We start from the raw sequence: 12,632 nt of genomic DNA on the forward strand, positions 1-12,632 counted from the left end.
TCCCTATGGCTTATTTAAAATTGAGAAAAATATCCGGTGCAATCTTATTGGGATTCATCCTGCTACTGGGAGCAGGTAACCCGGTTGGAGGCCAACCGGCAAGTTGGCCGGAAGAAGTTTTTGCAATTATCAGCCTGGACAATCCGGGTCAACTCCTCAAGGACGTGGGACAACTGGTCGAAAGTATTCAACCGGGTATGGGCGTCGTGGTGAATAGCGCAGTTGTAGGACAGATGATCTTTAAAAATCCTACCTGGACGGGAATGGATAGGGGAGGTAAATACCTGGTCTTTATCTTAAATCCTCAGAAATATCCCCAATCTCCCTATGCCATCACCATTCCTTTAACCAACAGAGCCGGTTATTTAACTACCCTTTCCCAATCGTTGAAAAAAGAAAAGGAAGAGGGAGGAACCTATACCTTCAGAGACCCCCTTAACGAAAAGAGAGTCTTTGTGACCTTTGCCGGAAAAGTCGCCATCCTTTCAGCGGACAAAGAGGTAACCAGACAGGTCAAAGGGTTCATTGAAAAAAATAATCCCGGCTTGACACCCATTCCTTTCGTAAAGGGCGCCATAACCGCATCGGTTCCAATCAATAGAATCCTGACCACCTTTCAACCGATGATGGAGGCTATGAAACAACAAATGTTGATGGGACTTGAAAAACAGACACAGCCTCCCCCCCAAGAGGAATCGAAGGGTGAAACTTCCCAGACTCCCTTACAGAGGGAAGCTGTAAAAAAGATCCTCCAGGCAGAGGTAGATCTCGTGCTATCTTTTCTGGAACAGATCCAAACGTTAAACCTGGGAATCGATGTAAAAGCTGAGGGTCTTCGAATCTCACAAAGTACCCTTGCCGTGAAAGGGAGTAAGCTGGCAAACTTTATCGACGTACAATCTCCCCATAGATCGTCTTTGTTAGGGTTTATTCCCTCCAATGCCGGAATGATAGGGAACATATCCATCAAAGTAACGCCTGAGCTTATCCAGGGATATGTAGAGTTTCTTAAAATGATATACGGGGCGACTCCAGGAGTCGATCCTGCAACAATCGACCATTTGAGCCAATGGATAACAGAATTTTTCAAAGCATTCGGAGAGGAATTTGCCTTTGGTCTGTCCTCTGCAGATGAGAAGCCTCTGATGGTTTACCTTTACAACGTACAGAATCCCTCGAAAGCAAGGCAATTAATGGAGGAATACCCTCAGCTTCTAGCCCCTATGATGAATTTTTATAAAAGCACAGGAACAGAGTTTGACGTGAAGATTTCTGATAAAATTAACTATCATTCCGGAGAGATTCTCGTTTACAAGATGAACTTGAAGATCGGGGCTACTACCGACCCTGAAGCCCAGGAAGCTTTTACAAAACTCTTTGGAAAAGAAATGCCCATGCCGGTGGGTTTTATTGGTCAATACAGTGTTATGGGTTTTGGATCCGGAGCTCTTGGAGAAGTGCAGAAGCTCATGGACCTTCTCAGTGCAGGTGCCAAGATATCGGCCAAACATACACCTTCTCTGTTTGGTCTTCCAGAAGAGAACAATATCTTCTTATATTTTTCCATTCCAAAACTGGTAGCCTGGGCAGCCTCTTTAGACCCCAAGATGTCGGATCTTAAAGTTCCGGAAAGTCCAGGAATTGCCCTGAGCGGTCGCTTTGTGGAATCTCGTATAGAAACGGAATTTTTTATCCCTGCAAAGGAAATTTCAATCTTTCGGGATATGATCCCTGCCCAAAAAGCTCCAGAACCGCAATAGCCGGTTCCTGCAGGATCGATTTAATTTCAATTTTATTTAAAATCAATAGAGGCCACCGACCGGTCGCCTTTATCAGAGGTTATAGGACTCGATTTTTCCCATGCTATTGTCCCGGATCCACCATCACCTTTCCCTCCTTCCATACCATAAGCTCCCCTTTTGGAGTCTCTTTTTCATAATCAATCTGAACGAAGGACAACTTTGAAACCAGGGGATAGGTAGTCGGTTTTTTGAGAGAGTCTAACCAGGCTTCTAAGGTCTGATCTTCATCGGAGGGGGGAAGTACCATGAGATCTGTCCAGGTTCCGGTATTCAAGTAAGTTCCGTTTCCGGTTTTGACTTTCTTGGCTCCATGGGTATGCCCAAAGACTACCCACTTTACACCTTTACTGGCGATGAGGTTTCTGGCGGTCTCTATGTTAGGATCGTTGTGCAGAACTTCCCAAAGTCGCTGGGTACTTTCGATGAGGGGAAGGGTCCGTTGGAGAATTTTAAGTTTTGTACGTTCCCAAAATTCTTTCAGGAAACGCCTTTCCTGGGAAGGGGGGGCATGGATTTGTTCCAATCCTCCAGAGACCAGGGCCAGATCCTTAATAAATTTAATCGATTCTCGATCCAGTTTGGCCTTCTGGACCTGTTTTTCCACGCTTCGAGCATCTCGTCGAAGGATATTCTTTAACAAACTGAAAAAGTCTTCAACTTCCAATCCTAAAAAGCGCGGAACCCGATCTAAAAAGAAATTTCGATCTAAGATAAGAACAATAAAAGCACCGGCCAATAAAGGCTTGATATTGTCAATGAATCCATAGCGTGCCTCGACTTCATTAAAAATCTCGATGACAAACCGAGAACCCCAGGGAAGATTAAGGCTTTTGGTCACCTCATCCCGGATCAAATGGTCATGATCAACCCAATTGCGGCTATCGTACTGATTACCATGCTCGATGTAAACCCCCGGCGGCATATAAGACAGGGTAGGGTGAAAGATGAGACCTTTTTTAAGCTCATGGTCGTTTCCGGCTATGGTATCCGCCATCAATTCCCGTACTTCGGGAAAATTAAGTTCAATGTCGTGATTCCCCTGGATGATTCGAACCTGATTACCGGCTGCGATAAAAGCACCCAGTTTCTGAAAAGCTTTTTTATGCTTACTTAATACGATCTTTATTTTACTTATTCCACTGTTCAAATCCCGTCCTCCTAAAGGAGGAACTTGAAGAAACTCAATGAAATCACCGTTGATCACCAGTTCCACACCCGAATTCTTCCCCTGTGAGTTTCCGGCCAGATAATCCAGAAAGTTGATAAACTCTTCTTCGTACACAAAGTCCTCTAATGGACCCCGATCACCGAAATGCAAATCACTTATCACAACATATTTTTTGGGCATGTTAAAGCTCCAGCCTGATTAAAAAACACACCTGCAAAGAACACAAAGAAGACGTGGAGAGGCGGAAATATAAAGACCAAAACCCAATCTGATCTCTCTACGTCTCGCAGTGTGGCCTTTGTAGTGACTCAATAGCCTGTTATGCCACAACCCAACCCAGAAATGGTATTATCATGCCTTTGCAGGGTCTTCAAGCAAAAACTAATAAAAGAATTCTTGACGAAACTTTTTTTTATCTGCATATTTATAATTTACTTAACTTCCTTTTTCATAAAATTCCATAAAACCACCTTAACACCTCTGACCGACATCCGTCACGGGGAGAATTGACCTCCTCTAGGGAGAAGACGCATATGAAAGAAAATAAAGTAAAAAAAGCTTTAAAAGAAGGAAAGGTTACCCTGGGAACGCTGGTTGATTTTGTTCGTACTCCGGCGATTGCAACGATGATGAAAGCCATAGGATTCTCCTGGATTATTATCGATTCAGAGCACTCCGGTTTTTCCATGGAAACCATTGCCGATATTACCCAGATGGCCCGCGGGGTGGATCTGGTACCCATTGTACGGGTCCCTACCCAGCATTATGACCCCATTTACCGCTATCTGGATATCGGGGCCATGGGTTTATTGATTCCCCGAATTGAAGAGCGGAAGGTTTTAGAACGTATCGTTCGAGAGACCAAATATTATCCCCTGGGAGAGCGTGGGATGTCACCCCATAATGCCCATTCGGATTTTAAGAAATGGAAAAATATCATGGAGGACACGGCCCGGCTCAACGAGGAAACCATGCTGGTTTTACTCATTGAAAGCAAGAAAGCCGTAGATAATCTGGAAGATATGTTGCAGGTTAAGGGGGTAGACGTCTGCCATGTGGGGGTTTTCGACCTCTCCCAGTCTTTGGGACTTACCGGAGATATTCATCATCCGGAAGTTACCGCCTGTATCGAGCATGTAATCCAGGTCTGTAAAAAAATGGGTGTAGCCCCTGGGGTTACCACTTTCGATGTGGAAGTCACCAAAAAATGGATCGATAAAGGGATTCAATTCATCAATTATGGACATGATACGGGATTTTTATTTATGGTGGAAAAACATATCCAGGAACTCCAGGGATATATAAACAAACTCTAACAGGTTAGAATTGATAATTGTGGATTGACAATTTTCAAGGAATAACCGATAATTGGAGAGAATTTCATAGAGGAGGATTCGGATTTGAAAATCAGAGCCCATAAAATTGCTTCGGTTACGAGAAATTTAGTCTCACAGGAAATGGAGATAACCGATGAGATGGAAGTCAGGGAAGGCAATCTGATAGTTGTAAAGGCCTTGGAAGAAAAGCTGGTCTATGACAGAATTGAGTTAACGACCGGAAGAATGGCCAAGGTTGCCAAAGATGATATTATTGTCGGAGCTTTAGGGGGAAGAAAAGCGTTGAAGGGTTTTGTGGGAAAGATTCCCGAATCTATTCGGCGCGGGGATATTCTTCATATTTTAAATCTGGGAGGTGTCATTGGTATCGCAACCTCCGGCAATCCTGAGGTCGGAAACCCTCTCCGGGTAGAGGTGCTTGGAATGCCGGTGGTTAACGGGAAAATCGTTCATATCAGCCAGGGAGCTATCCCCTGGAGTTCATCTCTCACAAACTGCCCTCCTTTGGTGGTTGTGGCCGGTACCTGCATGAGTGCCGGAAAGACTCAAGCCGCCACAGAAATCATCCACAAACTGACCGAAAAAAAATATCGTGTGGTAGGGGCGAAGGTGACCGGGGTGGCCTGTCTAAGAGATACCCTTAATATGCAAGATCATGGGGCTCTGGCCGCACTGAGCTTTTTAGATGCGGGTCTTCCTTCAACAGCCCACATTACCAACGTGGCTCCCGTAGCTAAAGGACTCTTTAACGAGTTGAGTAAATTAAATCCGGATGTTATCGTGGTCGAACTGGGCGATGGAATCGTCGGAGGTTACAATGTAGGCTCTTTTTTGAAAGACCCCGAGATTCAGAGTTATAGTCAAGTCTATGTCATGTGCGCCAATGACCTGGTAGGAGCCTGGGGAGCCGTGGAACTTATGAAGCAGTTTTATTTGGAGATCACGGTGATGACGGGTCCTGCCACCGATGCCGAGGTAGGTAAGGAGTATATCGAGACCCACTTGAAAATCCCCGCTGCTAACGCCCGGCTGGAGCCGAGGAGATTAGCCGAGATTGTAGAAAACAAGTTGAACAGTAAAGGATGAGGATGTTGTTCGTTGGAAAGGATAACCGACAACGGACAATGGACAGTTTTATGATCAAGGTCAGTATTCTGGGTGCTACAGGCTATACAGGTAGTGAGTTACTTCGATTTTTGCTCTTCCATGAGCAGGTCGAGGTCGTTAAGGTGACTTCCCGTACAGATATCGGAATTCCCGTGGGCCAGGTGCATCGAAATTTATATAAGCTCACGAACCTGACCTTCACCGAAGAGAACATAGAAGAGATCGTCGAACTTTCCGATGTGGTTTTCCTGGCCCTTCCTCATGGACAGGCTCTGGAGAAAGTACCTCAGATCTTTCAGGTAGCCAAACAAAAGGACATTAAGGTCCTGGATCTGGGAGGAGATTTTCGTCTTAAAGATCCCCAGGTTTTTGAGAAATATTACAAACTCAAACATACGGCCCAGGAGTTTTTAAAAAAATCGGTCTATGGCCTGACCGAATTTAACCGGGACGAGATACGCAAATCGAATTTAATTGCCTGTCCGGGATGTTTTCCTACCGGAGCGCTGCTGGCCTTACTCCCTCTGGCCAGGGAAAATCTGCTAACCGGAGACGTCATCATCAACTCGGCCACAGGGTCTTCAGGGTCCGGAGCTACACCCTCCGAAGGAACCCACCATCCCGAGCGGGCCTATGATTACAAAGCTTATAACCTTTTCTCCCATCGCCATCAACCTGAAATTCAACAAGAACTGGAGAGATTTAACAAGAATCCTATTGAAGTCACCTTAACGACCCATTCCGCTCCTATGGTCCGAGGTATTTTTACCACCGTCTATACCCGCTTGAGCAAGGAGATTTCTGAAGATCAGCTCAGAGATCTTTATAAGGGGTATTATGAAAAAGAACCTTTCATCAGACTGGTGGATCAACCTCGTGCCGCTGTGGTTGCCGGGTCCAATTTTTGTGATATCAGCATAGCCAGTCGGGGTCGAAAGGTCATTATTAATTCGGCCCTTGATAATCTGGTCAAAGGAGGGTCCGGTCAGGCTGTACAAAATATGAACTTAATGTTCGGACTTGACGAAAAGTCGGGATTAGGTTTTCCGGGAACACATCCTTAATAGAGACGTAGGGTATAGGGACGCGGAGACGCGGGGACTGTGGGACACGGAGGTAGGGGGACACGTCTTCCAGTCCCAAAGATGCTGCGCCCCCGCATTCCAGAATCCCTATTTCTCCACGTCGTTGTAAATGAATTTAGCAGAGCTCATCTCCCTGGAGGATAGGTATCAGTTATTGACGTACAAGAAATTCCCCCTGGATGTAGTCAGGGGAAAAGGGAAGTATGTTTATGACTCAGAAGGCAAGGAGTATCTGGATTTATACGGCGGTCATGCCGTTGTTTCTATTGGACATTGCCATCCTAAATTAGTTAAAGCCATTCAAGATCAGGCCGAGAAGCTGATTTTTTACTCTAACGCGGTCTATAGCCCGATCCGTGCCGAGTTGAGTAAGTTGCTGGTAGAGATAGCCCCTAAAGGAATCGGAGCGGTGTTCTTCAGCAATTCGGGAGCAGAAGCCAATGAAACCGCGCTTAAGATCGCCAGGAAATTTACAGGTCGGGAAGAGGTTATCTCCCTGGAGAACTCCTTCCATGGACGAACTGTTGGATCGTTGAGTGTGACCGGGGCAAAAAAATATCGGGATCAGGTAAGGCCTTTATTGGATTGCAAGTTCGTTCCATTTGGAGACCTGGAAAGTGTTCGTAACTCCCTCAGTGAGAAGACTGCGGCGGTCATGGTAGAAGCCATTCAAAGCCTGGCAGGTGTTTATATGGCCAAACAGAGTTATTATCAAGGACTTCAAAAACTCTGTAAAGAAAAGGGGGCCCTTTTAATTTTTGATGAGGTTCAGACTATGCCGGGTCGCACAGGAGCCATGTTTGCCTGTAATAACTGGGAGGTTACGCCGGATTTGATCACCACGGCCAAAGGAATCGCCGGTGGAATTCCGATGGGAGTCACTTTTGTCAAAGAAGAAATTGCAAAGACCATCACCTATGGAGAGCAAGGCTCTACCTTTGGAGGTGGTCAAATAGCCTGTGCAGCTTCTAAGGCGACTCTGGAAGTTATCCAGGAAGAAAAGCTGGTGGAAAATGCCCGGTCTGTGGGGGAATATGCCCTCAAAATTATTTCAGAGGTTCCCAGGGTTAAAGAAGTTCGAGGACTGGGCCTGCTCATTGGAGTGGAAACAGATCTTCCTGGTGGAGAAGTCCAGAAGAAACTTTTATCTAAAGGAATTTTGGTAGGAACTTCCGACCATCCTAAAACGATTCGATTATTGCCGCCCCTTATCATAGAAAGGACAGATATAGATCGGTTTACCCATGAGTTAAGAAAAATCTTATAAGATAAGATCTCCAAGGAATGAACCACGCCGGTTGGTTAAAACTTCGGAGGTCTGGAAGGAATAATGACCTACACAAACTTTAAAGGTAGACATTTTATCAATACTCAAGACTGGACACGCGAGGAATTGGAACAGCTCCTGGAATTGGCTATAGATATGAAGCGACAGCCGTTCCGGAAATCTTTGGTCAATAAATCGCTCCTGCTGCTTTTCTTTAATCCCTCTCTCCGGACCCGAACTTCGTTCCAATTAGGTATGCATCAACTGGGAGGAACGACCGTGGTTCTCAACATGGGATTAGAGGTTTGGAATCTGGAGGTTGAAGAGGGGGTGGTTATGGATGGAAAAGCCGCGGAACATATCAAGGAAGCTGCGCGGGTCTTTTCCAGATATGGGGATATGATCGGGGTCCGAAAATTTCCGGATCTTGTGGATTGGAAAAAGGAAAAACAAGATGCCGTTATTCAGGCTTTTGTCAAATGGGGAAGTGTTCCCGTTATCAACATGGAATCCCACCTCTACCATCCCTGTCAGGCTATGGCGGATATGTTAACAATTCAGGAACACCTGGGAGGATTTAAAGGACGAAAGTTTCTTCTGACCTGGGCCTATCATCCCAAACCTCTTCCGACCAGTGTTCCCAATTCAGCCCTGCTGGCTGCAAGTAAAATGGGAATGGATGTTGTCCTGGCCCATCCCAAGGGATATGACCTGGATGAAGATATTTTAAAAGCGGTTCGAGAAAATGCCGCCCTGAATCAAAGCTCATTTCAGATCGTTCATACTATGGAAGAAGGCTTCCAAAACGCCGATATTGTTTATGCCAAAAGTTGGGGGGCTCCAGCTTTTTATGGGAATTGGGACGAAGAAGCCAAACTCCGAGCCGAGTTGAAGGACTGGCGGGTTACCCAGAAAAGAATGCAGCTTACCCGGAATGGTAAGTTTATGCATTGTCTTCCGGTTCGAAGAAATGTAGTGGTAGACGATGAGGTTATCGATGGACCCAACTCTATCGTCTACGATGAAGCCGAAAACCGACTCCATGTACAAAAAGCAATATTAGAGGCGATATTAAGTTAGACGAAAGGGACGAGGCAAAAGGAGAACATCTTTGTCCCTTTTCCCTTTCGCCTTTTACCTTTGTAAATGAAAGACGTATCTATTTTAAGGACGGCGCTCCCTTATATCCAACGATTTAGAGATAATATTTTTGTCATTAAGCTGGGAGGAAATGTAATTATCGATGTTAAAAATCTAGATCTGGTCACAGAGGAAATTACTCTACTCCATCTGGTAGGAATTCATATTGTTGTGGTTCATGGCGGGGGAAAACAGGCCGATGAACTTCTGGAAAAACTCCATCATACTTCGAGGAAAATAAACGGACGCCGGGTCACCGATGATGATACGTTGGAAGTAGCCAAGATGGTTTATTCGGGTAAGATCAGTACCGAAATTGTCTCCGCTCTGAGGCGGCATGGAGCCAAAGGCGTAGGCCTTACCGGAATTGACGGGGGACTGATTCAGGCCAGAAGGAGACCCCCTGTAAAGGTTTTTAATAAAGAAACCGGTCAGGAAGAAATGGTAGATTACGGACATGTGGGCGACATTGAAAAAGTAAACCCGGATCTCCTTTTAACCCTGGTTAATGCCCGTTATATACCGGTTGTGGCGTCATTGGGAGCCGATGAAAAAGGGAATGTTTTAAATATCAATGCCGATGTCATTGCAGGGGAGATTGCCAAAAGCTTAAAAGCCGACAAATTGATCAGCATGAGCAATGTACGCGGGGTTCTTCGAGATATAAATGATCCGGATTCCTGTATCTCTTCCTTAAGTGTCCGAGAAGCTCAAGAACTCATTCAGAAAGGGATTATTGCCTCAGGTATGCTCCCTAAAATCCAATCCTGCATCGCAGCGGTGGAAGGTGGAGTACGGCGTGCCCACATTATCGATGGGACCAAGCGCGACTCGCTCCTTAAAGAAATTTTCAGGCCAGAAGGCGAAGGCACCATGATTGTAACCGATTCAGATAAGGAAAAATATTTAATGGAAGAATTCAAAGGATAGTGAGCGATAGGTCGTGGGCCGTGGATAGTTAAACCCACTTTCTGCTCACGGCCCACGATCTATCACCCACTGCTTATGCCTCCACTTATAGGTATTACCTGTTCAACCACGATCGGATCTTCCTGGAGTGTAAATTCTTTAGGACGTCTTCAGGACGCCGTTTATCGGAACTATAGTCAGGCCATCGAGTTTTGCGGAGGGGCCCCGATTCTCATCCCTGTCATCAAAAAAACAACGGCCTTAGAAAGTATCTTATCGAAGCTGGATGGATTGATCTTATCGGGGGGCAACGATATACATCCTCGGTTTTATGGAGAAGAACCCCTACTCAAATTAGAGGCCATCGACGCAGAAAGAGATGTGATAGAAATCGAGCTAACCCGATTAGCTTTGGAAATGGATATTCCCATTCTGGGAATTTGTAGAGGGATCCAGGTCTTGAATGTGGCAGGTGGGGGAACCCTTTATCAAGATCTCGTTTCTCAAAAACCGAATTGTTTGAAGCATCGTCAAGAAGCCGATATGCAGGTTCAAACCCACCGAATTCGCCTGGACCGGGATAGTCTACTTTATCAGATTTTTAAGAAAGACGAAGTCTGGGTCAATAGTCGACATCATCAGGCGGTTAAAGATATAGCCCCCGGTTATCGGATTGCAGCGGTTGCCAGTGACGGAGTTATCGAGGGAATTGAAGATCTTTCCCGTAAGTTCGTAGTGGGAGTCCAATGGCATCCGGAGGGAACATGGGAAGTAGATGAAGATTCTCAGAATCTGTTTCGTGCATTTGTGGAAGCGGCTATACGGGCTTAAATCCCTCCAAGGGTTCGATTCTACCCTTTAAAGGTTTTGATGCGTTATTTTCCTCAAATTCCCCAACGACTTCCAGATTCCCTGCAATACCATAATTTACTACTAATTGAGGCCTGATAAGGGTATTTTCCCCTCTGTACGTTCTAGATTGAGATATCCCAGCTCAATCTCCATCTCTTTAGGATCGACTCCAGCGGCATCGGTCGAGATGAAAGGTCGATACCCCCAGGCAGCGACGGGAAGGAACAGTATGAACAGGAGAGGTAAAGTTCCTTCCCCGAAGAAGACGCCTATCATCCGAACTCCTTTCCTGTTCAAGCTCCCTCCTTATTTTACCCTCCAAATTCTTTTTGGGTACTGAGTGCGGCTTTTATCCCTTTTGCGAGGTCACTGGTTGAGCCAACACCCCAGTAATGAAGGAATACCGTGCGAGGGGATTCCATAATCATGTGGTTATGGAGAGCAACAATGTTAATCTTAGCACTACGAAGCGCCTTGAGCACAGGTTGAACCTCATTCTCAAGCATAACAAAATCACCGTCCACCACAGCTTTATCATCGCTTCCAACAAAGGCAGCCCAGGTGTTCACTCCCATTTCATTTCCGATTTCGTAGCCCTCCATCTTTGTGGTTCGACCAACAGTGATTTTATAAACTCCCTGGTTCATCTCGCCTTTCATACCGAGGATATCTTCAATTTTTTTGGGATCCAGCGTGGTATTGACAGAATCCAGATTAGCTTTAGGCATCTCACTTTTACCGCCGCTGGTCTCATTAATTTTGGCAAACACTTTTCCAACTGCCGTTGCGAGTTTCTCCTCATCGCCCATTCCACCGATATGCAAGAACATGACTTTTGGGGAATCCCAGAAGAAGTGGTTGTGTAGAGCAGTAACCTCCAGACCATTGCTTAAGGCAACATCTATAACTGCATTAACCTGGTCTTCAAGCACAACATTATCGCCCATAACCATGGTACGGTCACCGACTTTTTTAAACGCTGCCCAGGAAGTAAGGCCCATAGGCGGGGTTATTTTTACACCTGCTGCGGTGACTTGGAGATCAGTGCGCGGAAGGCTAACTTTAAATACGCCTTCCTTTTCGTTGAGTTTTCCCTTTGCACCTGTGAGTTTCTCGATTTTAGCGGTATCGAGCTTTTCTTCTGCCAGGCCTGGTGTAACGGTCCAGGAAAGTGCCAGGAATGAAAAGGCAAAGACCACCCCCACCAGGGAGATATACACGCTTTGTATGTTTACACATCTTATCTTCATAGGTTAAATTCCTTTCATTCCAGTGTTCACTAGAAAGCCTGAAACAGGCTTCTCCGGAAGATAGGTCTTTACATCGAGAAGAGCCTTTTATTTCTTGGTTGCCAGGGCATTACCTGTCATAAGGTCGTATCTCAATTCAACCACTTTATCCTGGGCGGCCACAAGCACTACGAACTGAGGCTTATGATTTTCAACAACAGGAGTAATGGAGAATACGATCCCTTGCTGATCCTTCGACGCCTTATGGAGAATATCAAGGAGTGAGTGTGGTGAGATAGCCATCAGGGTGAGTTGCTGGGCTGAACGCTTTAGATGTTCTGGGTCTTTGAAAACTTCGACCTCGGGGTTCCACTTCTCCTCTTCCGGGCTTCCCGCGAGCTCCTTGAGGACATTGTGCTCAGCATCGGTGCCGAGTCCTTTCTCTGCAGTATAGACTGAAAGTGAAAGCTTTTTATTGTCATCAAGCTCAAATTTTGCTGAGATGGGAGTTTCTGGAGTCTTAGTTGCTTGCTGAATACCCTCGGTAAGCGTAATCTTGCTATGAGGAAGAACCTTGAGAAGCGGTCCATATTCCTCTTTTTCATATTCTCCAGCTTTTAAAGGCTGTAATCCCCAAATTCCCAATACCAGAAAGGTCGAGATAACTCCAATTGAAAAAACATTCAAAATACCCTTCTTTACTTGCATACTACATCTCCTTTTGTTAAGCCCCAAC

Annotated in this window: 12 protein-coding genes; 8 read left to right on the top strand and 4 right to left on the bottom strand. The window is 45.6% G+C overall.

The genetic code is table 11. From position 1 onward, the window contains the following. The first annotated feature begins 5 nt into the window (after nt 1-5). On the top strand, nt 6-1,760 hold the full coding sequence (locus VNM22_11315; GenBank protein HWP47741.1) for a hypothetical protein: 1,755 nt from the start codon (nt 6-8) through the stop codon (nt 1,758-1,760). A gap of 103 nt (nt 1,761-1,863) precedes the next feature. Here the strand turns inward: VNM22_11315 and VNM22_11320 are convergent, their stop codons facing one another. Further along, the gene (locus tag VNM22_11320) at nt 1,864-3,150 is read right to left on the bottom strand and encodes a hypothetical protein (protein HWP47742.1); all 1,287 of its coding nucleotides are present in this window, start codon (nt 3,148-3,150) and stop codon (nt 1,864-1,866) included. A gap of 353 nt (nt 3,151-3,503) precedes the next feature. Here VNM22_11320 and VNM22_11325 point away from each other — a divergent pair, with 353 nt between their 5' ends. The 7 genes from VNM22_11325 to VNM22_11355 all read left to right on the top strand — a co-directional run bounded on the left by VNM22_11325 (nt 3,504) and on the right by VNM22_11355 (nt 10,646). Next, nucleotides 3,504-4,286 carry an aldolase/citrate lyase family protein gene (locus VNM22_11325; protein HWP47743.1) on the top strand — a complete coding sequence of 261 codons (783 nt, stop codon included), beginning with the start codon at nt 3,504-3,506 and terminating at the stop codon, nt 4,284-4,286. An 84-nt stretch (nt 4,287-4,370) separates the two neighbouring features. Further along, a complete protein-coding gene (locus tag VNM22_11330; protein ID HWP47744.1) occupies nt 4,371-5,393 on the top strand; it encodes a hypothetical protein in 1,023 nt (340 codons plus the stop codon). A gap of 38 nt (nt 5,394-5,431) precedes the next feature. Next, nucleotides 5,432-6,478, top strand: coding sequence for an N-acetyl-gamma-glutamyl-phosphate reductase (argC, locus tag VNM22_11335; GenBank protein HWP47745.1), 1,047 nt, complete (start codon nt 5,432-5,434; stop codon nt 6,476-6,478). Nucleotides 6,479-6,608: 130 nt separating this feature from the next. Further along, nucleotides 6,609-7,766 carry an acetylornithine/succinylornithine family transaminase gene (locus VNM22_11340; GenBank protein ID HWP47746.1) on the top strand — a complete coding sequence of 386 codons (1,158 nt, stop codon included), beginning with the start codon at nt 6,609-6,611 and terminating at the stop codon, nt 7,764-7,766. A gap of 63 nt (nt 7,767-7,829) precedes the next feature. After that, nucleotides 7,830-8,846, top strand: coding sequence for an N-acetylornithine carbamoyltransferase (locus tag VNM22_11345; protein HWP47747.1), 1,017 nt, complete (start codon nt 7,830-7,832; stop codon nt 8,844-8,846). A gap of 66 nt (nt 8,847-8,912) precedes the next feature. Then, nucleotides 8,913-9,836: an acetylglutamate kinase gene (gene argB / locus VNM22_11350; GenBank protein ID HWP47748.1), complete on the top strand. Its 924-nt coding sequence runs from the start codon at nt 8,913-8,915 to the stop codon at nt 9,834-9,836. 75 nt (nt 9,837-9,911) lie between these two features. Beyond that, nucleotides 9,912-10,646, top strand: a complete 735-nt coding sequence (locus VNM22_11355; protein HWP47749.1) for a gamma-glutamyl-gamma-aminobutyrate hydrolase family protein — start codon at nt 9,912-9,914, stop codon at nt 10,644-10,646. A gap of 102 nt (nt 10,647-10,748) precedes the next feature. On the opposite strand, the gene VNM22_11360 is transcribed toward VNM22_11355, so the two are convergent. The 3 genes from VNM22_11360 to VNM22_11370 form a co-directional block, all read right to left on the bottom strand. Beyond that, nucleotides 10,749-10,964 (bottom strand): hypothetical protein, encoded by a 216-nt coding sequence (locus tag VNM22_11360; GenBank protein HWP47750.1) that lies wholly within the window; start codon nt 10,962-10,964, stop codon nt 10,749-10,751. 14 nt (nt 10,965-10,978) lie between these two features. Next, complete coding sequence (locus VNM22_11365) at nt 10,979-11,917, bottom strand: DUF1259 domain-containing protein (GenBank protein ID HWP47751.1); 939 nt, start codon at nt 11,915-11,917, stop codon at nt 10,979-10,981. Between the two features lie 87 nt (nt 11,918-12,004). After that, nucleotides 12,005-12,604 (bottom strand): hypothetical protein, encoded by a 600-nt coding sequence (locus VNM22_11370; protein HWP47752.1) that lies wholly within the window; start codon nt 12,602-12,604, stop codon nt 12,005-12,007. Nucleotides 12,605-12,632: the final 28 nt, after the last annotated feature.

The organism is Candidatus Limnocylindrales bacterium, assembly GCA_035559535.1.
In the GTDB taxonomy this organism is placed as follows: Bacteria; Moduliflexota; Moduliflexia; order Moduliflexales; family JAUQPW01; genus JAUQPW01.

Bases quoted from the DNA above. Each gene is read 5' to 3' on its own strand.
- VNM22_11315 (HWP47741.1), top strand. From the start codon at position 6: ATGGCTTATTTAAAATTGAGAAAAATATCCGGTGCAATCTTATTGGGA.
- VNM22_11320 (HWP47742.1), bottom strand. From the start codon at position 3,150: ATGCCCAAAAAATATGTTGTGATAAGTGATTTGCATTTCGGTGATCGG.
- VNM22_11325 (HWP47743.1), top strand. From the start codon at position 3,504: ATGAAAGAAAATAAAGTAAAAAAAGCTTTAAAAGAAGGAAAGGTTACC.
- argC (HWP47745.1), top strand. From the start codon at position 5,432: ATGGACAGTTTTATGATCAAGGTCAGTATTCTGGGTGCTACAGGCTAT.
- VNM22_11340 (HWP47746.1), top strand. From the start codon at position 6,609: ATGAATTTAGCAGAGCTCATCTCCCTGGAGGATAGGTATCAGTTATTG.
- VNM22_11345 (HWP47747.1), top strand. From the start codon at position 7,830: ATGACCTACACAAACTTTAAAGGTAGACATTTTATCAATACTCAAGAC.
- argB (HWP47748.1), top strand. From the start codon at position 8,913: ATGAAAGACGTATCTATTTTAAGGACGGCGCTCCCTTATATCCAACGA.
- VNM22_11355 (HWP47749.1), top strand. From the start codon at position 9,912: ATGCCTCCACTTATAGGTATTACCTGTTCAACCACGATCGGATCTTCC.
- VNM22_11365 (HWP47751.1), bottom strand. From the start codon at position 11,917: ATGAAGATAAGATGTGTAAACATACAAAGCGTGTATATCTCCCTGGTG.
- VNM22_11370 (HWP47752.1), bottom strand. From the start codon at position 12,604: ATGCAAGTAAAGAAGGGTATTTTGAATGTTTTTTCAATTGGAGTTATC.